Raw genomic sequence first — 21,109 nt, forward strand, 5'->3', positions numbered from 1 at the left:
TTGAGGACAGTGCCAACGCCAGTTGATCCCCGAGACTGCCCATCAGTGCCGTGTTGCTGCGGTTGAGTTGCCTCGGGCTCTGTCTCATCACACCTGAATTATGTCGTTTCGCTGCCGCTAAGGGTTCAGTTGTCACCCCGACGCGGCAGGATGTTACGAGCTGTCAGCAGCACGAGCCGTATGAAACGCTTTTACAGGTCTCCTTCGGTGCGCACCAGTTTCGGACTGGTGATGCTCACCGTCTCGGTTTTGCTGGTCGCCGACCTTCTCGGTCTGGTGCCCAGCACACGGGACACTGCCCTGACCGCGCGCAACCTGATCGCGGAGTCGCTGGCTGTCCAGGTGTCAGCCGCGTTGCACCACGACGCACACACGCTGGTCGAGCCGACCTTGCTCGCCGCGGTGGAGCGCAACGAGCTCGTGCGCTCGGCCGGACTGCGGGACAGCACCGGCACCGCGCTCATGGCCTTCGGCGACCACGCGCAACACTGGACCCTCGAGCCCGGCGAAGCATCGGTGCCAACGCAGGTGCGCGTGCCGATATACACCGGAGGCGAACGCTGGGGCGACGTGGAATTGCGCTTCGTCGACCTGTCCGACGGGGCCGGAGCGGTCCCGTGGCGGCAGTCCTTGCCAGCGACGCTGGTGTTCGTCGCGCTGTCGGGTTTCCTTGCCTATTTTCTGTACCTGCGCCGCATCCTGCGCGAACTCGACCCGGACGCGATCATCCCGTCGCGCGTCGGCAGGGCACTCAATACCCTCTCCGAGGGGCTCGTGATTGTCGACGAGGACGACCACATTCTGTTTGCCAATGCGGCCTTCGCGAAGAGGACTGGCTGGCCGGTCGCGGAACTGATGGGGCGTCGTAGCGGAGACTTGCACTGGGTTGACAGCGACGGCGAGCCGGTCGAACTGCCGTGGCTGGCGTCCGTACAACACGGAATAACAGTACAGGGCGCGCCGTTGGCGTTGCGCACGGCGGCGGGTGAGGCTTTTCATTTCGTGGTCAATGCCACGCCGATCGGTGCGGACGGTGAGGACGTGCGTGGCGCCCTCGTGACCTTCGATGACATCACCGAAGTCGAGGTCAAGAACGAGGCGTTGCAGAAGACGCTCGACAAACTCGAGCACAGCCAGCGCGAGATCACCCGACAAAACCGGGCCTTGCACGTGCTGGCAACCCGCGATTCGTTGACCGGAGCGCTCAACCGCCGTGCGTTGTTCGACGGGTTCGGTGCGTTGATCGACGAGGCCCGGAGTGCAGGGCATCCGCTCAGCTGCATCATGGTCGACATCGACCACTTCAAATCGGTCAATGACCGCTTCGGTCACGCCGCCGGCGACCAGGTGATCAAGATGCTCGCGCGCATTCTCACGCGGCATTCCCGGCCGAACGACCTGGTGGGTCGCCTGGGTGGGGAAGAGTTCTGTGTCGTGTTGCCCGGCGTCAACGCCGACGGGTGCCTCGAAGTTGCCGACCGGATGCGCCAGGCCGTGGAGCGTGGCGACGGTGCGCGTTTTACCGACGACGCGTTACAGGTCACGTCGAGTTTCGGTGTCGCGACTTTGGAGGGTACCACCCAGTCGCCGCAGGAGTTGGTCGAGCGAGCAGACCTGGCCTTGTACGAGGCCAAGAACACCGGACGCAACCGCGTGGTTGCCTGGTCGACGGCCCTTGCCTCGGTCACGGCCACCGGCATCGATGACACGGGCGCTGAGGCTGCGGATTCGGCCGCCGTGCCGGTGGTCGTGCTCGAAGAGCCCGACGCAGACCTCGACGCGGTCGACTTGAGCGGCCTTGCAGGGCTCGAGCTCGGGCTGCCTGGCGCATCGCCCGAGCTCGACATCGAACTCCGGTACATCGCCGAGTCGGCCAACCGTGCGTTGCCCGGACGCGTGCTGCTGTTCGACCGCATCGAACAGTCGATCAAGCGATCGCGACGGCAAGGCACCGAATTCGCGGTCGTCGTGCTGACCCTGGAAAAACTGCTGCGCGTGGCCAACACCATGGGTAATGCGGTGGCTGAAAAACTCACGAAACTGGCGGTCTCGCGCATCCAGAACCAACTGCGCGACACCGACACCGTCACGCTTGCGGAGAACGAAGAGCTGATGTTCAGCATTTCGCGCCTGGAAGGCGGCGAAGTGGTGATTCTGTTGACGGATCTTGGCAACACCGAGATCGTACAGACGTTGCTGCAACGCATCCTTCGGGTGTTCGACGCGGCGCTGATAGTCGAGGGCGACAGCTACCATCTCGATGTGCGCGCCGGCGTCAGTGTGTTCCCGGGTGACGGCGCTGCGCCTGAGGCGCTGTTGAAAGCAGCGAGCAGTGCGGTCCAGGACATCATCGACACAGACACGCGCCGTGACTTTCGCTTCTACGATGCCTCGATCAACGATCGCATGGTCGCGAGTCTGCGCCTCGAGTCGGACTTGCATGATGCGCTCGACAGCCATTCGCTGACGGTTCAGTACCAACCAAAGGTCGATCTGCGCACTGGCTGCATGCAGGGCGTCGAGGCGCTCGCGCGCTGGCACCACCCGGACTTCGGCTTCGTGCCGCCACACCAGTTCATCGAGCTCGCCGAACGAAACGGGCTGATGGGTGTGCTCAGCCAGCAGCTGTTCGCTGTGGTGTGCCGCCAGCTTGCTACCTGGCGGGAGACCGGTCTGGCGTGCCCGCGCGTCGCGGTGAATTTTTCACCTGTGGAGTTTCGCAACCCCGACCTGGCCAGCGACGTGGCGGCCGAGCTGTCTCGGCACGGGGTGCCAGCCAGTGCGCTGGAAGTGGAGATCACTGAGGCCGTTCTCTTGCAGGACACGCAGGTCACCGCCTGCACCCTGCGGCAGTTTAGCGAGATGGGCTGCAGCGTGGCGCTCGACGATTTCGGCACCGGCTACTCGTCGCTCAGCTACCTCAAGCACTTTCCGCTGACGCGGGTGAAGATCGACCGCAGTTTCATTGCCGACCTGCTGGACACCCAGCACAGTGCCGCGATCGTCAGCGCGATCATTGCGATGGCCCAGAGCCTCGGCTTGCGTGTCATTGCCGAGGGTGTCGAGACCGAGGCCCAACTGCACTTCCTCCAGGGCTTGCAGTGTGACGAAGTGCAAGGCGAGTATGTCAGCTCACCGTTGCCGAGCGAGGCAATGACCGCGCTGCTGTCCGACCCGGCGGCGCTGTGTCCACGGGTGCTCGATCGCGATCCCGCGCTTTCGAATGTCGCCATGCACCCACGGATGGTCTCGCAGGGGGGCATACCGGGTGCATTCAACGCCTTTCCTGCGCCCGACGACACGCGCTGACAGGTGCGCTGCCGATCTGGGGTCACCCTTGTGAATCGGGCCCACCCGGGGTGACGGGGAACACCGAGTCGGCGTAGGCAAACAGGCCACCGAGCCCGCCGGTGTGGACGAACACCACTTTCTGGCCGGGTCGCACGGTGCCGCCTTCGAGCAGAGCGGGTATCGCGGCGAACGCTTTGCCCGAGTACACCGGGTCGAGCAACATCCCCTCGTGCAAGCCCATCAGCCGCATGGCGTCGAGTGCGGTTTCGCCGGCCCGGCCGTAACCGGGAGACAGTGCGCCGTCCCAGAGCTGAATGTCGGCGTCGGGCAGCCGTGGCAGTGTCGGCTCGATTTCCACGAGGTGATCGAGCGTGTGGCGCAAGCGGGCCCGCTGTGCCGCCTCAGGTCGCCGCACGCAGCTGCCAATGACCGGCGCTGTATTGCCGCAGGCGCGCAGGCCCGCCACGGTGCCGACGTGCGTCATGCCGCTGCCCGAGGGCACCACGACGGCATCGACGTCGGGGTGCGCGGTGTGGATCTCTGCAGCAGAGCGCACGTAGCCCAGTGCGCCAAGCGGGGGGTTCCCGGCGGCGAGCGGGATCACGTAGGGCCGATGGCCCTCGGCCCTGAGGCGATCAGCGCGCGCGCGCAGCGCCGCGTCTGCACCGGCCTCGTCTTCCCCCTCGGGGTAGCGCATGATCTCGGCACCGAGCATCTCGGTCAGCCAGGCATTGCCTGAATGGTGGTAGGTGTCCGACATGCCGGCCACGCGGTCTTCGAGCTGCACCACCGCACGCATGCCGAGCGCGTTGGCCGCGGCGACCGTGGTGCGCACGAAGTTGGATTGCACTGCGCCTGTGATCAGCACGGTGTCGGCGTCAGCGGCCTGCGCTGCGCCGAAGTAGAACTCGAGTTGTCGGGACTTGTTGCCGCCGAGTGTGGTGCCGGCGAGGTCGTCTCGCTTCACCCACAAGTCGATGCCGAAGTGCTTTGACAGGCGGTTGAGCCGGGTGCACGGCGTCACGTGGGCGACCAGTTCGGTGCGGGGGTGCGACAGGGTGGGCAGGGCGTGGCGCATCGGCGTTGGGTGTCCAGGTCAGAGTGCCGCGACGGCGTCGCAGAAGCGGCTGATCTCCGCTTCGGTGTTGAAGCAATGCACGGACGCGCGCACCAGGTTCTCGAGGCCGCGTACGCCGAGATCGAGGCGTGCACTCGAAAGTGTTGACACCGACACGGCCATGGACTGAGCTTCGAGTGCGTTGGCGATACTGTCCGGAGAAGTGCCGTGCTTGTCAAATGTGACGATGCCGCAGCGCGTCTCCCCCTGGTCGTGAACCGCCACACCCGGCAGATCGCTCAGTGACCGCCGCAAGGTGCCCGCAAGGTGTTGTACGCGCTGTGCGATGGCGTCCACGCCGAGGTCCAACGCGTAGTGCACGGCCTCTGCGAGGCCGATTTTGCCGGCGACGTAGCTCTCCCAGTTCTCGAACCGCCGGGCGCCGTCGGCGAGTCGGTAATGTGCGTCGGATTCCCAGTGAGCGGCGCGGAGGTCGACGAAGGGCGGATCGATGCGGTCGAGTGCGCTACGCCGAACGTAGAGAAAACCGGTGCCTCGTGGACCTCGCAAAAATTTTCGCCCGGTGCCCGAGAGCGCGTCGCAGCCGATCGCCTCCACGTCCAGTGCGATCTGGCCGGCTGACTGGCAGGCGTCGAGCAGGTAGAACAGCTTGTGCCGGCGCGCGACCCGACCGACTGCCTCGGCGGGGTTGACCAGGCCACCCTGGGTGGGCACGTGGGTGATGGCGACGCAGCGTGTCTGAGGCGTGACAAGGGCGTCCATCGCCCCGACATCGAGTTGCCCGTGTGCATCCGACGGGATGATGTCGATGTGAATGCCGCGCGTCTGTGCCACCTGCAACATGCCGAGGTAGTTCGACACGTACTCGGCGCCGTGTGTGAGGACGCGGTCACCGGGCACGAGCTTCAGACCGTAGAACACCATGTCCCAGGCGCGTGTTGCGTTCTCGACGTAGGCAATCTCGTCGGCTGAGGCGTTCAACAGCGTCGCAAAGTTGCTGTAGAAACGGCCGAGTGCCTCGGCTGCCTCGGCCTCGGCTCGGTAGCCGCCAACCTGGCACTCGCGTTCGAGGTGTGCCGTGACTGCTGCGTGCACCGGGTTCGGCACCGGTGAGGCGCCGGCGTTGTTGAAGTGGATTCGCGCTTCACACCCCGCGGTGTCGGCGCGCAGGCGGGTGATGTCCTGGTCGGTGAGGGCCATCGTTCAGCGCACCGCACGGGGCACAAACGCCCTGTCCTTGCCGGCGGCGCGCGCGCGGGCGACACGGTGGTTCCGGCCGCGCATGAGACGCATCTGATACCACGTTTCCCAGAGCAACGACCAGCGTGCGCCACTGAACCACGTGCGGTGAAAGAGGGTCTTGGTCAACGCGAGGGCATCCGGGGAACGTTCGATCAGGCGATCTGCGAGCGCTCGGGCAGCGGCGTGCGGGTCGTCGATCACCTCTGTCACCAGGCCGTGTCGCAATGCCGTGACGGCGTCCACCGGGTCGGCTGTCATGGCCAGGCGTTTGGCCTGGTCCATCGGCACGCACTCCGGCAAGCTGACCAGTCCCGACATGTCCGGTACCAGGCCCCATTTGGCTTCCATGATGGCGAGCTCGAGGTCACCCTTGGCAAAACGGAAGTCGGCCGCCATGGCGATTTGTACGCCAGCGCCGAGGCAGTGGCCCTGCAGCACGGCGATCACCGGAATGGGCAGGTCGCGCCACACCATGCAGCAGCGCTGAAAGTGGTTGTCGCGGCGAACGACTTTCGCGAAGAACCGGGCGAGGCGCTTGGGCTCGGTGGCGGCCGAGGGGAAATCGAGGCCGGCGCAGAAGGAGCGGCCAGCACCCTCGAGGACCACACAGCGTATCGCTCGGTCCGCCCGCACGATGGCGGCTGCTTCGATCAGGTCCTCGATCATGTCGAGGCTGACGGCGTTGAGTTTGTCCGGTCGGTTGAGTTGCACATGGGCACGCGGACCGTCACAGCGGATCACGACGCACTCGTTGGCGGGTTGTCGCATGCGAACTTCCTCAATCAGGAGACCGGAGTGTATCAAGCGGTGGCAACGCGCCGGCGGCTTTCACGCGTGCGGGAACTGCAGCTCGCGGTTGCGTGCGAGCACGTCCAGACCCTGTTGTTCGAGCCACCACGGCAGGTCGATGATGACCCAGTTTTCGCTGAGCCTGTCGCCCTCGCGTCGGTACACATCCACCACCTGCATCTGCGCGGTAACGCGGCCACCGGGCAGTCCCATCCAGCCGCCAATGGGGGTGTTGCTGAGGTTGGGCCAGCCGAAGAAGCACGCAAACTTGCCCTCGGCGAAACGGCACACGTGCCCGACGAATTGCTTGTCGGCCAATTGCGAGCGAAAGGGCAGCTGATGTTGCTGTTGGTACCGCGGAATCGTGTAGGTGGCGCCAATGCCGGCAGGACCGTACCAGATCATGTCCTCGGTCCAGCTGCGCTCGAGCACCTCCGGCGCGCACGTCATCGACCCGCTCTCGTTCAACGCCCGAAGGTCTTCGACCATGCGGTCCAGCACGGCCAGGGTTTTTTCCGACTCGGTCGGGGACTGCGGTGTCAGGCACAGGCCGTCGTGGTCGCGCGGTCCCGGGTAGACGAAGTGCACCCCGGTTGCCGGCGGTACGGGGTTGCAGCCGGCCAGTTGCATGAGACCGATCAGGTCGACGAACAGCCCGGTCTCGGCGATACGGTCGGCGTCGATACGCGAAAACTCGGCGTACCGCAGGTGCGCCAGCCGCCCGGTTGGCTGAATGCCAAGAAAGGGCACGTCGAACAGGCCGACGAAGTGGCCCATGCTCATGACCCAGATCTCACCCGCGTCGCCGTAGAGGTTCTCCCCGGCGATGAAGATGTCCTCGCGCCGTTGCAGGCGGGTGAAGCTGCCGGCGAGTGGCTGCCAGAAGGCCTCGGCGGCGGCCGTTACCGTGTCGAATTCGCGAAACGGGTAGCTGCCGCGCCACCGGTAGTCCGCGGTGGTGTGGCTGGCCAACACGGCGGGCAAGGCCTCGATCGGTGCGGTGGCCAGGTCGGCCTGGTAACGCTGTACGGTGCGCTTGGCGGCTTGCAACGGGTCCATGGAATCGGCGTTTGAGCTCACGGGGGACTGCACAGTCTGCCAGATGTCGCTGTGTTCCCGGCACAGCACTCCGCGTTTCGTCGTTCGGGTGTCGCACACACGATGCGCGGCCAGCGAGCCGTGCCACAATCGGTGCCCAGGCAGCGTTGCCGGTCCGGTGCCATGCCGCTGCCTGGGTCAGGCTGTGCCGGTCATCTGCTGCACGGGACTGTGCGATGCGCAACACGGGTTGGCTCTTGGCTGCGCTTTTGATGCTGCCGCCGGTCAGCGCCCGACCGCTCTGCGTTTCGGGTGCGTCGGCGTCGATACGCGACGTCGTCGACATTGCCGCGTGCGGGGTAGCAACGGGGTGGGTGACCGGGTGCTCTGCTTGCGCAGCTGCCTCGGTCTCTGAGCCCTGCACCCCGCACGGTGCCCGGTGCGGGGCGGATCGACAGCTTGGCGACACTGGCCTCAGCGCGGTTCCCACGCCGTGGCGCTCGCACGCGTCGCCGGCCTGCCACCGGGACGGGCGCACAGCGCACTGGGGGCAAGCGGACCGCCGCGGCGGCGTCGGGTTGGGCCTCGATCAGACGGTCGTCGCCCGATCGGTGTGCGACGCGCGACGGGCCGCGCGGGCGGTGACGCCTTTCGCAGTACGCGAGGACGCCAGCGCGGGTCGGCGCATGGCGGGTTGTCGCACCCGGTCGTGCGGCGTGCGCTCAGTCCAGGGCAGCGCGGATGCGGGCGGCGTGGGCCTTGATGGCGTCGGTGTCGCCCATCTGACCCGGTGGCCTGAGCGGGACGCCCGCGTGCCGTGGCAGCACATGGACATGCAGGTGGAAGACTTCCTGCCCGCCGGCGGCTTCGTTGAATTGCTGCAGTGTCACGCCCTCGGCGTCAAACGCGCGCATCACCGCGTGGCACAGGCGCTGCACGGTCGTCATCACCTGGGCCAGTTGCTCGGGGCTGGCGTCGAGCGTGTTTCGTGCCGGTTGCTTGGGGATGACCAGCAGGTGGCCGTCGGCGCGGGGCATGATGTCCATGAAGGCGAGTGTGTGCTCGTCCTCGAATACCCGCTCGCTCGGGATCTCCTCGCGCAGGATCTTGGCAAAGATGTTGTCGGGGTCGTAGGTCATGGCTGCGCGGCTCTTCGGTGATGGCTCAGTATACGGCGCATTGACCCTGCCGTGTCAGGGGTGGCGCGAGGCGAAATCGCGCACCGCAGCCGCGACGCGTTTCGGTGCCTCGAGCTGCACAGCGTGCTTCAGCCCGTCGAGCACAACCAGGCTGCTGTTGGGCATTGCGTCGGCAATCTGTGCATTCAGGCGGGGTGGGCAGCCGCCGTCGTGTTCGCCGGTCAGCACCAGAGCCGGAGTCTCGATGTCAGCGATCCAGGGTTGCATTTCTGTTGTGGCGTAGATGTGGAACACGTTCAGGAATGTCGCCGCGTCGGTGCCGATCACCTGCGCCATGCGCCGCTCGACGACGGCCGGGTTTGCCGCAATGAAATCGTCCGTGAACCAGCGGTTGGTCAGTGTCGGCAAGACGTCCGCAATACCCTGTTCGGTCATCGCCTTGACCACGGCCGCCACCTTGGCGCGGTCATCGGCTGTGCGAAACGCGGCTGTTGAGAGCAGGCTCATGCTCCTCACCCGCGCCGGGTTGCGTCGCGCGAAGGCGGGCGCGATCATGCCACCGAGCGAGTGGCCTGCGAGGTGCACCGCGTCGAAGCCGGCTCGGTCGCACACCGACACGAGGTCGTTGACGAGCTCTTCGAGGCCGAAACCGGGCTCGGCCGGCGGCGACGAGCCGTGGCCGCGCAGGTCGTAGCGGACTACAGTGAAGTGTGCGGTGAGATCCGGCGTCACGAAGCGCCAGGCGTCGCGGGCCGCGCCGATGCCGTGAATCAGCACCAGCGGTGGCCCGCTGCCCTCGACGCTGTAGTCGCAGTCGACAGTGTGTTGCACGCCGTCAGTCTGCAAAGGTGTCGCTGCAGAGCGCACCGCCGGCGCCCCAGTTCTCTTTTTTGACGTCCTGAATCACCACGTGCACAGCTGCAGCGTTACCGCCGCAGGTGCGGACCAGGGCATCGGTCAACTCGCGCACCAGGGCGCGTTTCTGTTCGACGGTGCGGCCCTCGAACAACTGGACTTGGATCACGGGCATGGCTCAGGACTCCTCGGCGAAATGCGGCATCACCTCGTCGGCGAAGCGCTGGATGTTGTCGAGCGTGTCGGCCTGCGACGCGCCGAAATTCATGTTCAGGATCACGCGGTCGATGCCGAGCTCGGCGTAGACACCGAGCTGATCAACCATCTCACCGGCGTCCTCGATCAGCAGGCTCTCGGCCAGCTCCGTCAGGCTCTGGCTGCGCGGCAGCGGGTCGATCATGCCTGCAGTGACCTGCCCGGGACCCGTGTAGACGTTGTCGAACCGGCTGTAGTAGGCCTCGGCGAGGGCCAGCTTGGCGGCACGGTCGGCCGGATTGCGGCTGAGAAACGCGACGCGGGACAGTGACAGACTCAGGTCCCGACCGCGCTCCCCGAGCGCGGCCTTGCCGCGGTGAAACGCCGCCACCTGATCGACCAGCAAGCCGTGGTTGCCCGCCAGCGGTGTTGTCTGGATGTGAAAGCCGCGTCGTGCGCAGGCCTCGATACCTTCAGGGTTCATGACGGCCATCATCAAGGCCGGACCCTCGGGTGTCCGCGGGCGGGGCATCACGGTCAGCGGCTCGAATCGGTAGAACTCGCCGTTCCAGCTGACCTCCTCACGCGTGAGCAGCGCCTGCAACACCTCGAGCGATTCGTCGAATTTCGCTCGGCTGATCGAGAGCGGTGTGCCGAGCCGGTCCATTTCGAAGCCGAAGGCGCCGCGACCGACGCCGAGCAAGAGTCGGCCGTCGGTCAGCATGTCGGTGACGATCACCTCGCCGGCGTAGGTGCGCATGTCGTGCAAGGGCAGCACGACGACCGACGTCAGGATCTTGAGGTGCGCCGTTTCTGCGGCGATGCGGGTCGCGAACACCAGCGGCGCCGGCATCATCAGGATGTTGATGAGGTGGTGCTCGGTGATCGACACGGCGTCGTAGCCGAGGCGGTCTGCCAAGCGTGCCTGCTCCAGCATGTCGGCGTACACCGCCGCGCCACCGCTGGCTTTGTCCGGGTGGTAGGACGACAACTGTAGCGAAAATTTCATGGTCCGAGGCGTGGGTTGCTGTCGGGGTTCTGCCGACTTCGTCGTAGAATAGCGAACCGACCCCGCAATACAACCTCGGACAGTGCCGTGACGAATCCCCTGTTTGATGCGCTGCTCGCGCCCCACCGCGACAGCGATATTCCGTTCCTGGTGCTGGATGACGCCGCGGTGTGGCGTCACCGTGATTTCGCCACCTGCGCTGCGCGACTCGCGCAGGTGTTGCTCGACGCCGGCGTCCAGCCCGGCGACCGCGTGGCGGTGCAGGTCGCCAAGTCCGCGCACGCGCTGGCGCTCTACGCCGGCTGTGTGCAGGCGGGTGCTGTGTTCCTGCCGCTCAACACCGCCTACACTGCCAACGAACTCGACTATTTCATCGGCGACGCGGGGCCGCGTGTGGTCGTTGTGGCACCGGAGCGCGCCGAGGCGTTGTCGGCCACCGCCGAGCGGCACGGTGCGCGCGTGTTGACGCTGGACGACGCGGGCGGTGGCACGCTTGGCGCGCTGGCCTCGGGTGCCGAACCCTGCGCGGTGGTGGCACCGCGCAGCGGGGATGACCTGGCTGCGATCCTCTACACCTCGGGCACCACCGGACGGTCCAAGGGTGCCATGCTCACCCAGACCAATCTGCTGTCCAACGCGCGCACGCTGGTCGATGCCTGGCAGTTCGGCGCGGACGATGTGCTCCTGCACGCATTGCCGATCTTTCACACCCACGGCCTGTTTGTCGCCAGCAACATCTGTCTGCTCGCCGGCTGCCGCATGGTGTTTCTGCCCGGCTTCAACGCCGAGCGTGTGCTGCATTGGTTGCCCGACTGCACCGCAATGATGGGGGTGCCGACTTTCTATACCCGCTTACTCGACCAGGACGCCTTCACACGCGAGGCGACGGCCCACATGCGCTTGTTCGTGTCCGGCAGCGCGCCGCTCCTGGCCGAAACCCACAAGCAGTTCGAGCAGCGCACCGGCCACCGCATTCTCGAGCGCTACGGCATGACCGAGACCAACATGAACACCTCGAACCCCTATGACGGAGACCGCAGGCCTGGCACGGTCGGCCTGCCATTGTCGGGGGTAGACCTGCGCGTGTGTGTCCCGGGCAGCGAGGACACGGTACCCGCCGGTGAGGTGGGTGTTATCGAGGTCAGGGGGGACAACGTGTTCTCGGGGTATTGGAACATGCCCGAGAAAACCGCCGAGGAGCTGCGCGACAACGGCTTTTTCATCACCGGCGACCTCGGTCGGGTGGACGACGACGGCTATGTGCACATTGTCGGCCGTGGCAAGGACCTGATCATCTCGGGCGGCTACAACATCTACCCCAAGGAAGTGGAGTTGCTGCTCGACGAGCAGGCGGGTGTGCTCGAGTCTGCGGTGATCGCGGCGCCACACCCGGATTTCGGTGAAGGGGTGGTGGCGGTGTTGGTGGCCGAGCAGGGTGTCACGCTCGATTGCGATGCCATCGCCGCGCGCATCCGCGACGAGATCGCGCGTTTCAAGCAGCCCAAGCACTACGCGGTCGTGTCGGAGTTGCCGCGCAACACGATGGGGAAAGTGCAGAAGAATCTGCTTCGCGACAGCTACGTCTCGGTGTTCGAGCCGGCCCCGTAGCGACCGTCCGGCAACACCCGATTCAGTGGTCGCCGCCGACGAGGATCGTGTCTCGTCGCGCAAACGGGCGCCAGGGTGCCCCGGTGGTTTCCAGCACGCTCTTGCACAAGGCCAGGGCGTTTGCGGCGATCAACACCGAAACCGGCAGCGCTGCGACGCAGGCGAGCGCCTGGATAGCCGCAACCGCACCGTGCTGGTGAGTGACCCAGACGAGCCCGGCCAACACGGCCGCCCAGTACAGGTGGCTGCGCGGCGCTGTGCGCGCGACACGGCCGTGTGTGGCAAGGCCACTGACAACCCACAGTACCGCATTCACCGAGGTGATCGAGTACATCAGAAACATCACCACGACCAGCGTGCACAGCGCGATCGCAGCGTCGGGGGAGAAGAGGTTGGCGATCAGGACGAACAGCTTGTGGTCGTTCTCCACACCGACCCAGAAGGCGCCGCCGCCCGAGTGCATGGCGAGGTCAATGGCGGTGCCACCGGCCCAGGTCAACCAGACCCAGCACAGAAAGGAGGGCACGACCATGGCGCCCAGGACGAATTCGCGCACGGTGCGGCCGCGGGAAATGCGGGCCATGAACAAACCGACAAAGACGGTGAACGGAATCCACCAGGTCCAGTGAAACAGCGACCACTCGAGCTGCCAGGCGGAAAGTTGCACGCTGTGGTCTGCTGCGAGCGCGTCACCACGCCAGATGCGCACGGCCATGTCGGGCAGCGCCACCAGGTAGTCTGTGATGCAGATCACCAGGGCCTTGAAACCGTTGAACGACGACGCGGTCAGCAGCAGGGCGAGCAACACCGCGCTGGTGACCAGGCTCGAGTTCGCCATCCAGCGGACACCACGCTGCAATCCGCTCGCAATGCACAGGCTGCCAAGGCCCACGGCCAGCACCGTCATGACGGCCGTCGTGGTCGCCGATGCATCGGGCACGGCGACGCCGAGTTCGGACCCGAGCAAGGCCAGGTTCGCGTGCACCTGGTCGATGCTGAAGTGGAGTATCTGCATCACGCAAATCACGCACAACACAATCGTGAGGGCGTTGACCGGTGTGCTCAGGCGTCGCGCGGTGGCGTCGCCGAGGAAGCAGCGCAGGGGCGAGACCAGGTTGAGCGGCAAACCGCGTCGGTGACAGACAAAGGCGAGGGCCAGACCGAGCACCGCGTAGCTCGACCAGGCACCGAATCCCCAGTGCAGAAACGCCCACTTCATTGCCATGCGCATGTTTTCCGTGGTGTCGGGGGCCACGGCCTGCTGAATCAGGTCAGGGTTGGCGTGCATGAACTCGACCGGTTCAGCGATCGACCACTTGATCAACGCGGCGCTCAGGCCGGCGCCGTACATCATCGCGACCCACGAACCAAAGCTGTAGTCGGGCAGATCACCTGATCGGCCCAAGCGCAGTCGACCGGCACCGGGCCACAACAGCAAAACGGCGCACAACAGGGTGGTCAGCGCGAGCAACCACACGTAGCCCGCGCCGACCGTCGACATGATGGCGCCGTTGAGCCAGTCGAGGGCCGTGCCGAGGGTCACGGGGGCGAAGAGCGTGAGCGCGACCACACCGAACAGCACGCCCGAGGCGAGCGTGGTGGCGGTGGCGTTCGACCACCAGGCAGATCCGGTATGTGGGTTGGCCATCGCGATGTCGAGCTGCTCACGGCGCAGTGCGGTGGCCCGAGGCCGACACGCGCTGCGCACACCAAAAGGCAGAAAGACCGGCGCGTCCCACCCTGGTGGGGTGGGAACACCGTCGCAGGATCGGGCACCGTGAGACCGCACCGAGTGCCGTGTGATGCGGTCCGCTGCGGGTGTCTTTCTGTACGTGCTAGAACGTATATCGACCGTATACGAATTATATAAAGTATCTGAGTACTACGTCACGGACCGAGACCGGTTGGTGAATTGGTATGGCCTTACCAATTGATAGGTAAGCTATTGATAACGCAGGGTTTTATTGGTGCCGCTCGGGCCCGTACCGCCGAGTCCACGCCGGAGGTTCGGCCGAACGGCTGCGGCAAAGGCGTGCGCGGCACCCGGCACCGCGACGCCGTTCAGTGCGTGGCCTGGCAGCTCAGGTCGCCCAGTTTGAGCCGCTGTCCTGCAGGCGACGAAGCACCGCGCGCCAGCTGTCCTGCACAAAGGGGGCAGGGCCATCGGCCGGCATCGCGGTGCTGCGCGCGACCGCATCAACGGCGTCGGGTGCGGGCAACACCGGTGTGTCCGTGGCCGCGAGCACGTCCACCTGCACCTTGCAGGCGTTCTCGAGCGTGTAGAGGTAGTAGAAGGCCTCGGCCACGGTGCGGCCTGCAGCGAGCAGACCGTGGTTGCGCATGACCATGAGCCAGTCCGTGCCGATGTCCTCGGCCAGCTTTCGGCACTCGTAGTCGGGGTCGTCCACCGAGTACGCGTAGTCGTGGTAGCAGACGAACTGGATCACCTCCATGGCTTGCTGGCTCAGCGGCAACAGGCCTTGTGGCATGCACGACACCGCAATGCCGGCTCGGGTGTGGCTGTGCAGCGCCACGTTGATGTCGGGACGGGCCTGTAGAATGGCGCTGTGAATGTGGTGGCCTGCGGTGTTGACGGGGTAGTCGCCAGCGACCACGGTGCCGTCAAACCGGACTTTGATCAACGTACTGGCCGTGATCTCTTCGAACAACAGGCCGTAGGGGTTGATCAGGTACTCGTCCGCGCTGTGCGGTACGCGCGCGCTCAGGTGCGTGAAGATCAGATCGGTCCAGCCGAAGTGGACGAACAGGCGGTAACACGCGGCAAGGTCGCAGCGGAGTTGCCATTCGTCCGGGTGCATGGCTGTCATGAGGTGTCTCCGGGTGTCACCGTGGGCAGCCGGTTTGGCCGGCTCGCGTGGCGAGTGTGACCGATCCCCAGGCGGTGTGCTAGCCAGACGGTCCCGAGACTCGTCAGTGGCGCCAACGGTCGGCGCAACGGCTCAGAAGAGGTCCGACAGCAGCACGCCCAATCCCAACCGCCGTTGCTTGTGGTTGTAGTCGATCAGCGAGTCGCCGTAGCCGTCGACGTAGTGCACGACGCCGCGGAAGCGCTTGAACAACGGGTAGGTGAGCATGAGCCTGAGCCCGCCCTTGCCCGTCGACAGGCTGCCGTGCAGTGTGCTGCTGATCTCGATGCGCTCACCGCGCCAACCGAGCTGGACCTGACCTCGGCCGAGAAAGTCGTCGATGTCCGGGTTGTCGTCCCCGAGCGCACTGTCCGGCGACGGTTTGGGGTCCTCGGGCAACCGGTACCAGGGTCGCACCGCAAAAAAGGCCCGCTCCGTGCGCAGCGCGAGCTCGGCGTAGAGGCGGTTCCAACTGCGGGAGTAAGCCTGTACCTGGCCGTTCGACTGGTGCTCCAGCCCCAGTGTCAACGTGGTGTCTGCACCGAAGGGCACCAGCCGCAGAGGCGCGGTGTAGAACACCTCGGGTTGGTAGTTTGTTTCGCGAAACGGGCTGGAGATGTCCGGCGAGTAGAGCTGCCACCACGATTTCAGCGTGAAACCGAAAAACACCGCATCGCCGCCGCGCAACAGCGGGTCGGCGTTGAGTTGCACCTTCAGGCTCATCTGGAAGGCCACTTCCTCCGGCTTCAACCGCGCGGCGAGGTCGGTGTCCTCGACGGTGTAGACCGCGCGGTTGACGCGGTTCGTCGTGCTCAAGGGCAGGATGTAGTTCGGCTTGTGGGCACGAAACAGCCGCGGGTCGTTGATCACGTTTCGCGCGTCGTCGGCACGGGCAGTCACGGAAACGGCGATGCTGCACGCAGCGATGAGCAGGCGGCGAATCGGGCCTCGGGGCATGGGACACTCGGTCGGACGGGTGGGGCAGCGCTGTGGCTGGCGCCGCAGTGTAGCGCAGCCGTTGTGGGCATCGCGAGGCGACACGGCGCGGGGTTGCGCAGCCCGCACGCTGGGGTACCCTAGTCACTCCCGCCAGAACGGAAAACACCATGAGTGCCTACGTCATCGTCGACACGCAACTGCTCAACCCGGACGCCTACGAGGAGTACAAGGCACTCGCGAAACCCATCGTCGAGAGCTACGGCGGCGTGTACCGGGTGCGTGGGGGTGAAATGCAAGTACGCGAGAGCGACTTGTGGTCGCCGTCCCGCCTCGTGGTGGTCGAGTTTCCCTCGCGTGAGCAGGCCGTGGCGTTTGCCGAGTCGCCCGAGTATGCACCGGTCGCCAAGATCCGCCACGCCAACGCCAAATGCACCTTGGTGATCGTCGACGGCTGCGACTGACGCTCAGGCCATCGCACACGCCGAGCCCGATGAAATTTCTCACGAAGATTCTCGGTCGCCCGTCTCACGAACGGCCCTTCGTGCCGCTGGTCTGTGGCTGTCCGGCTGCGGGCGCTACCGTGCCCGCGCTTGAACGCCTGCCACTCAACGACATCATGACGCGTGTTTGACGTCGACCAGGTCATCGAAGCCGACTACGTGATCGTCGGCGCCGGCTCCGCCGGTTGTGTGCTCGCCAACCGCCTCGGCGCTGACGCGGGCAGGCGCATCATCGTGCTCGAGGCAGGGCCGCCCGACCGCGATCTGATGATCCACGTGCCGGCCGGTGTGCACGCCGTCTGGTGTGAGCCCAAGCTCAACTGGAATTACCTGACCGACCCCGAACCGACTCTGGACGATCGCCTGATCGACATGCCGCGCGGCAAGGTGGTCGGCGGGTCGTCGTCGATCAACAGCATGGTTTACATGCGCGGGCACCCGCTCGACTACGACGCCTGGTCACAGCGTCCCGGCCTCGCGCACTGGCGCTACGCCGACTGTCTGCCGTACTTCAAGGCCGGTGAGACCTCGGACCGGGGCGCTGATGCCTGGCGGGGCAGTGGGGGGCCGCTGGGGGTCACGCGCGGTCGCTACGACAATCCGCTGTACGACGCGTTTCTGGCTGCAGGCGCGCAGGCCGGGCAGGGCGCAACAACCGACCCGAACGGCTTCGACCCCGAAGGGGTGGCCCGCCTCGACGCCACGCGGTGGCGGGGACGGCGGTGCAGTGCGGCGGTCGCACACCTGCGCCCGGCGCTGCGCCGGGGCAACGTGCGCCTGCTCACCCGCGCGCTGGTGGAGCGGGTGTTGTTTGACGGCCGCCGCGCAGTGGGTGTGCGCGCCGTGTGCCGTGGGCGCACGCTCGAGTTGCGTGCCGGTTGCGACGTGATCCTCGCGGCCGGGGCAATCAATTCGCCACAGCTGTTGATGCTGTCGGGCGTCGGCGAGCGCAAACAGCTCGAACGCCACGGGATCGCGTGCCGTGCCGCGGTGCCCGCGGTCGGCCAACACCTGCAGGACCACGCGAGCGTGATCGTCCAGACCGCCTGCACGCGTGCGTTCCCGGTGCACAAGGTCGATCACCCGGTGCGCAAGGCCCTCGCCGGTGCCCGTTGGCTGTTTGCCCGGGACGGCGTCGCGGCCAGCAACATCTGGGAAGCGGGTGGCCTGATCAGAAGCACGGCCGATGCCGCGTACCCGGACCTGCAATACCACTTCGGGCCGGTGGGGTTCAGCTACGAGGGCAAGCGCATCGCCTTGCGACAGGCCTTTGCGCTGCACGTCGACCAGTTGCGGCCCCGCAGCCGCGGGGCGGTCACGCTGCGCAGCGCCAACCCGGCCGACAAGCCGCACATGCAGTTCCACTACCTGTCCCATCCGCTCGACCTCAGCGAGATGGTTTCGGGTGTGCGACGCGCCCTCGAGCTGATCGCCCAACCGGCTTTCGATGCCCTGCGTGGTCCCGCGCTCGATCCGATCTCGCGTGACGCGTCGGACGCGGACATCGTGCACTGGATTCGCGCCACGGCGACCACCGACTTTCACCCGTGCGGCACCTGCCGAATGGGCGTGGGTGAGGACTGCGTGGTCGACCCGAACTTTGCGGTACACGGGGTCGAGGGGCTGCGCGTGGTCGACGCGTCGGTCATGCCTCGCATTGTCAGTGGCAACCTGAACGCACCCACGCAGATGATTGCAGCGCGTGCGGCTGACACCCTGAACGGCGTTGTGCCCCTGCCACCCGAGCAGGCCCGGTTTGCCTTCGTCGCGCCATTCGACACCGGCGGCTGAACCTGCCCGGACGTGCGCGGTCCGAGCAGCGTCGCCTGCAACGGTGCGGAGCGGGAGGCCCGTTTCCGATGGCAGGCTGAATGCGCGAACGACGCACCTTATCGGGCGCGTGCCGTCCATGCCATGCCCCACAGGAGTGCGAGCAGTGCCTGACCTGATTCTGGTGCTGGGTGATCAGTTGTCGCCATCGCTGACGGCCTTGCGCCACGGTGACCCGCGCGCCGACCACGTCTTGATGGCCGAGGTGAATGACGAGGCGACCTACGTCAAACACCACAAGAAGAAGCTCGTGTTCTTCTTTTCGGCGATGCGCCATTTTGCCGAGCATCTGCGTGGCGCGGGCTGGGATGTGGGGTATACCGCGCTGGATGACCCTGCGAACAGCGGGTCACTGGTGGGGGAGCTTGAGCGCGCCTGTAACCGCTTGGAGCCGGACGCGGTTGTCATCACACAAGCGGGGGAGTGGCGCGTGCAAGACGCCATCTGCAGCTGGTGCGAGGCGAACGGCATGCCGCTGCGTGTGCACGACGACGACCGCTTTTTCGCCACACCCGCCGACTTTGCCGCCTGGGCCACCGGTCGAAAACAGCTCCGCATGGAGTATTTCTACCGCGACATGCGGCGGCGCACAGGCCTGTTGATGGACGCTGGGCAGCCGGTTGGCGGGGCCTGGAATTTCGACGCGGAAAACCGCAAACGCGCGCCCAGCGACCTCGACCCGCCGGCGCCCTTCGGCGTGCAACCCGATGCCCAGACGCGGGCCGTCATCGACCTTGTGAAAACCCGGTTCCCGGATCACATCGGGTCACTCGAGCCCTTCCGTTTCGGCGTGACGCACGCCGATGCCGAGTCCGCGCTGACGCACTTCATCGACAAGGCGCTGCCACATTTTGGTGACTACCAGGACGCGATGCTGCAGCGGCAACGCTTTCTCTACCACGCTGTCATCGCGCTCTACCTGAACGTGGGGTTGCTCGACCCGCTCGCCGTCTGCAAGGCCGCCGAAGCCGCGTACCACCGCGGCCACGCCCCGATCAATGCCGTGGAGGGGTTCATTCGCCAGATCCTCGGGTGGCGTGAGTACGTGCGCGGCATCTATTGGCACTTCATGCCCGAGTACGTTACCCGCAATGCGCTGTCGGCCGAGCGCGATTTGCCCGCGTTCTACTGGACGGGCGAGACGGACATGGCCTGCCTGCGTTCGGCGATCACACAAACGCTCGAGGAGGCCTACGCCCACCACATCCAGCGCCTGATGCTGACCGGCAACTTTGCGATGCTGGTCGGTGTCGACCCGCACCAGGTCCACAGCTGGTACCTCGCGGTGTACGCCGACGCCGTCGAGTGGGTCGAGTTGCCCAACACGCTCGGGATGAGCCAGTTCGGCGACGGCGGGCTGCTCGGCTCCAAGCCCTACGCCGCGGGCGGCAACTACATCAACAAGATGTCCGACCACTGCAAGCATTGCCGCTACGACGTGAAGCAGAAGACCGGCCCAGCGGCGTGCCCGTTCAATGCACTCTACTGGGACTTTCTCGCCCGCAACGCCGACATGCTGTCGAGCAACCCGCGTATGGCGCAGATGTACCGGACCTGGCACCGGTTCGCGCCAGAAACCCAGGCGGCCTACCGGGACAGCGCCCGCGCTTTCCTGTCACAACTGCGCTGAGTGCGTGCCGCTCAGCCCGCTCCGGCAGCGAGATCGCGCTCGCCCCAACGCTTCATGGCGGTGATGACGGAGCGCAACGACGTGCCTCGGGCCGTCAGCGCGTAGTCCACGCGCGGTGGCACCTCGGCGTACACCGTTCGCGTGATGACGCCGTCGGCCTCGAGCTCGCGCAGTTGTTGCGTGAGCATGTGCTTGGTGATGCCGGGGATGGCCCGGCGCAGCGCACCAAAGCGATTGATGCCGTGGCTCAGGCAGAAGAGGATCACCGGTTTCCATTTGCCGCCGACCACTTTCAGGCAGTGGCTTACCGGGCAGTCGGCGGTGGGATCGGGTGCAGATGGTCTGGAAATCATGACTAGACCAGAAAAATGTGACTAATTGTTCTTGAAATATCTTGTACTTATATTCGGACACTCAGTCAAACAAAACAACCTGTCATGAAATTCCCTTTTCTTATCGCCGCCACGTCGTGCCTGGCTTGCCAAATATCACTCGCAACGGAAACGAGTCTGGTGTCGCTGCAGCAACGCATCGTCGGCCACTGGACTTCGATCAGCTGCGAAATCAGACCGCAGCCCAACCCGGCAGACCCCGCGCTGGCGCCACAACCGACCTACCTGACTCGGGACTTTCGCTACGACGCCAAAGCGGGTTTCGAAGCGTCCATCACGGTGTACGCCGACGCGGCGTGCGAGCATCCGGCTGCCACCTACGACTTCGCCGGCGAATTGGTGTGGCACGGTGCGAATCCGGCCGCCGACGGGGCCTGGTCGCAGGACTACGTGCTCAACCGCGCCCTGTCGCTGACTGTCCGCTTGCCGGCTATGGTCGACCAGCTGAACGGCTTGCCGGAGGGGGCCTGCGGTGAGGGACCGTTCGTGCTGAATGAAACACGCGACATCCTCGGCAAACCCTGTGCACTCTCGCGTTTTGTCGAGGGCCGCAACGTGGTCGTCGACCACGACTTCCTCTACGTCCGCGCCGACACGCCCAATCTTCTGTTCATGGGTGCCAAGCATGTCGACGGCACCGGGTTCTACCTGCCCGAGCACCGTCCGCGCGTCGGCCTGCAACAGCCGTTGATCCGCGCCGATTGAGC

Annotated in this window: 19 protein-coding genes; 7 read left to right on the forward strand and 12 right to left on the reverse strand. The window is 65.8% G+C overall.

The window, feature by feature from the left end; genetic code table 11:
• Nucleotides 1-207: 207 nt before the first annotated feature.
• Nucleotides 208-3,309, forward strand: coding sequence for an EAL domain-containing protein (locus AAGA11_04280; protein MEM9602054.1), 3,102 nt, complete (start codon nucleotides 208-210; stop codon nucleotides 3,307-3,309).
• 22 nt (nucleotides 3,310-3,331) lie between these two features.
• Here AAGA11_04280 and AAGA11_04285 read toward each other — a convergent pair whose 3' ends face one another.
• From AAGA11_04285 to AAGA11_04320, 8 genes are all read right to left on the reverse strand, one after another.
• A complete protein-coding gene (locus tag AAGA11_04285; protein MEM9602055.1) occupies nucleotides 3,332-4,369 on the reverse strand; it encodes a D-cysteine desulfhydrase family protein in 1,038 nt (345 codons plus the stop codon).
• A gap of 18 nt (nucleotides 4,370-4,387) precedes the next feature.
• Entirely contained in the window at nucleotides 4,388-5,569 is a 1,182-nt protein-coding gene (locus tag AAGA11_04290; protein MEM9602056.1) for an aminotransferase class V-fold PLP-dependent enzyme, read from the reverse strand.
• Between the two features lie 3 nt (nucleotides 5,570-5,572).
• Nucleotides 5,573-6,379 carry a crotonase/enoyl-CoA hydratase family protein gene (locus AAGA11_04295; GenBank protein ID MEM9602057.1) on the reverse strand — a complete coding sequence of 269 codons (807 nt, stop codon included), beginning with the start codon at nucleotides 6,377-6,379 and terminating at the stop codon, nucleotides 5,573-5,575.
• A gap of 60 nt (nucleotides 6,380-6,439) precedes the next feature.
• Nucleotides 6,440-7,459 (reverse strand): nuclear transport factor 2 family protein, encoded by a 1,020-nt coding sequence (locus AAGA11_04300; protein MEM9602058.1) that lies wholly within the window; start codon nucleotides 7,457-7,459, stop codon nucleotides 6,440-6,442.
• Between the two features lie 701 nt (nucleotides 7,460-8,160).
• Complete coding sequence (locus AAGA11_04305) at nucleotides 8,161-8,577, reverse strand: HIT family protein (GenBank protein ID MEM9602059.1); 417 nt, start codon at nucleotides 8,575-8,577, stop codon at nucleotides 8,161-8,163.
• Nucleotides 8,578-8,631: 54 nt separating this feature from the next.
• Nucleotides 8,632-9,408 (reverse strand): alpha/beta fold hydrolase, encoded by a 777-nt coding sequence (locus AAGA11_04310; GenBank protein ID MEM9602060.1) that lies wholly within the window; start codon nucleotides 9,406-9,408, stop codon nucleotides 8,632-8,634.
• A gap of 4 nt (nucleotides 9,409-9,412) precedes the next feature.
• On the reverse strand, nucleotides 9,413-9,607 hold the full coding sequence (locus AAGA11_04315) for a 4-oxalocrotonate tautomerase (GenBank protein MEM9602061.1): 195 nt from the start codon (nucleotides 9,605-9,607) through the stop codon (nucleotides 9,413-9,415).
• 3 nt (nucleotides 9,608-9,610) lie between these two features.
• Complete coding sequence (locus AAGA11_04320) at nucleotides 9,611-10,636, reverse strand: LLM class flavin-dependent oxidoreductase (GenBank protein ID MEM9602062.1); 1,026 nt, start codon at nucleotides 10,634-10,636, stop codon at nucleotides 9,611-9,613.
• 87 nt (nucleotides 10,637-10,723) lie between these two features.
• Between AAGA11_04320 and AAGA11_04325 the strand changes: the two genes are divergently transcribed.
• Nucleotides 10,724-12,244, forward strand: a complete 1,521-nt coding sequence (locus AAGA11_04325; protein MEM9602063.1) for a malonyl-CoA synthase — start codon at nucleotides 10,724-10,726, stop codon at nucleotides 12,242-12,244.
• A 22-nt stretch (nucleotides 12,245-12,266) separates the two neighbouring features.
• Here AAGA11_04325 and AAGA11_04330 read toward each other — a convergent pair whose 3' ends face one another.
• The 3 genes from AAGA11_04330 to AAGA11_04340 all read right to left on the reverse strand — a co-directional run bounded on the left by AAGA11_04330 (nucleotide 12,267) and on the right by AAGA11_04340 (nucleotide 16,068).
• Entirely contained in the window at nucleotides 12,267-13,892 is a 1,626-nt protein-coding gene (locus AAGA11_04330) for a BCCT family transporter (GenBank protein MEM9602064.1), read from the reverse strand.
• A 433-nt stretch (nucleotides 13,893-14,325) separates the two neighbouring features.
• Complete coding sequence (locus AAGA11_04335; GenBank protein MEM9602065.1) at nucleotides 14,326-15,072, reverse strand: class II aldolase/adducin family protein; 747 nt, start codon at nucleotides 15,070-15,072, stop codon at nucleotides 14,326-14,328.
• 132 nt (nucleotides 15,073-15,204) lie between these two features.
• Entirely contained in the window at nucleotides 15,205-16,068 is an 864-nt protein-coding gene (locus AAGA11_04340) for a phospholipase A (GenBank protein MEM9602066.1), read from the reverse strand.
• Between the two features lie 149 nt (nucleotides 16,069-16,217).
• On the opposite strand from AAGA11_04340, the gene AAGA11_04345 reads away from it, so the two are divergent.
• The 4 genes from AAGA11_04345 (at nucleotide 16,218) to AAGA11_04360 (ending at nucleotide 20,010) form a co-directional block, all read left to right on the forward strand.
• Nucleotides 16,218-16,511 carry a DUF1330 domain-containing protein gene (locus tag AAGA11_04345; GenBank protein MEM9602067.1) on the forward strand — a complete coding sequence of 98 codons (294 nt, stop codon included), beginning with the start codon at nucleotides 16,218-16,220 and terminating at the stop codon, nucleotides 16,509-16,511.
• A gap of 29 nt (nucleotides 16,512-16,540) precedes the next feature.
• Nucleotides 16,541-16,681, forward strand: coding sequence for a hypothetical protein (locus AAGA11_04350; protein MEM9602068.1), 141 nt, complete (start codon nucleotides 16,541-16,543; stop codon nucleotides 16,679-16,681).
• A complete protein-coding gene (locus AAGA11_04355; GenBank protein MEM9602069.1) occupies nucleotides 16,674-18,341 on the forward strand; it encodes a choline dehydrogenase in 1,668 nt (555 codons plus the stop codon). Before AAGA11_04350 ends, AAGA11_04355 begins: the two co-directional genes overlap by 8 nt.
• Nucleotides 18,342-18,459: 118 nt before the next feature.
• Nucleotides 18,460-20,010, forward strand: coding sequence for a cryptochrome/photolyase family protein (locus tag AAGA11_04360; GenBank protein MEM9602070.1), 1,551 nt, complete (start codon nucleotides 18,460-18,462; stop codon nucleotides 20,008-20,010).
• Between the two features lie 11 nt (nucleotides 20,011-20,021).
• Here the strand turns inward: AAGA11_04360 and AAGA11_04365 are convergent, their stop codons facing one another.
• Nucleotides 20,022-20,363, reverse strand: coding sequence for a helix-turn-helix domain-containing protein (locus AAGA11_04365; GenBank protein ID MEM9602071.1), 342 nt, complete (start codon nucleotides 20,361-20,363; stop codon nucleotides 20,022-20,024).
• Nucleotides 20,364-20,522: 159 nt separating this feature from the next.
• Between AAGA11_04365 and AAGA11_04370 the strand changes: the two genes are divergently transcribed.
• Complete coding sequence (locus AAGA11_04370; GenBank protein MEM9602072.1) at nucleotides 20,523-21,107, forward strand: hypothetical protein; 585 nt, start codon at nucleotides 20,523-20,525, stop codon at nucleotides 21,105-21,107.
• The last annotated feature ends 2 nt before the right edge of the window (nucleotides 21,108-21,109 follow it).

The sequence above is a fragment of the Pseudomonadota bacterium genome (assembly GCA_039196715.1).
Lineage (GTDB): Bacteria > Pseudomonadota > Gammaproteobacteria > CALCKW01 > CALCKW01 > CALCKW01.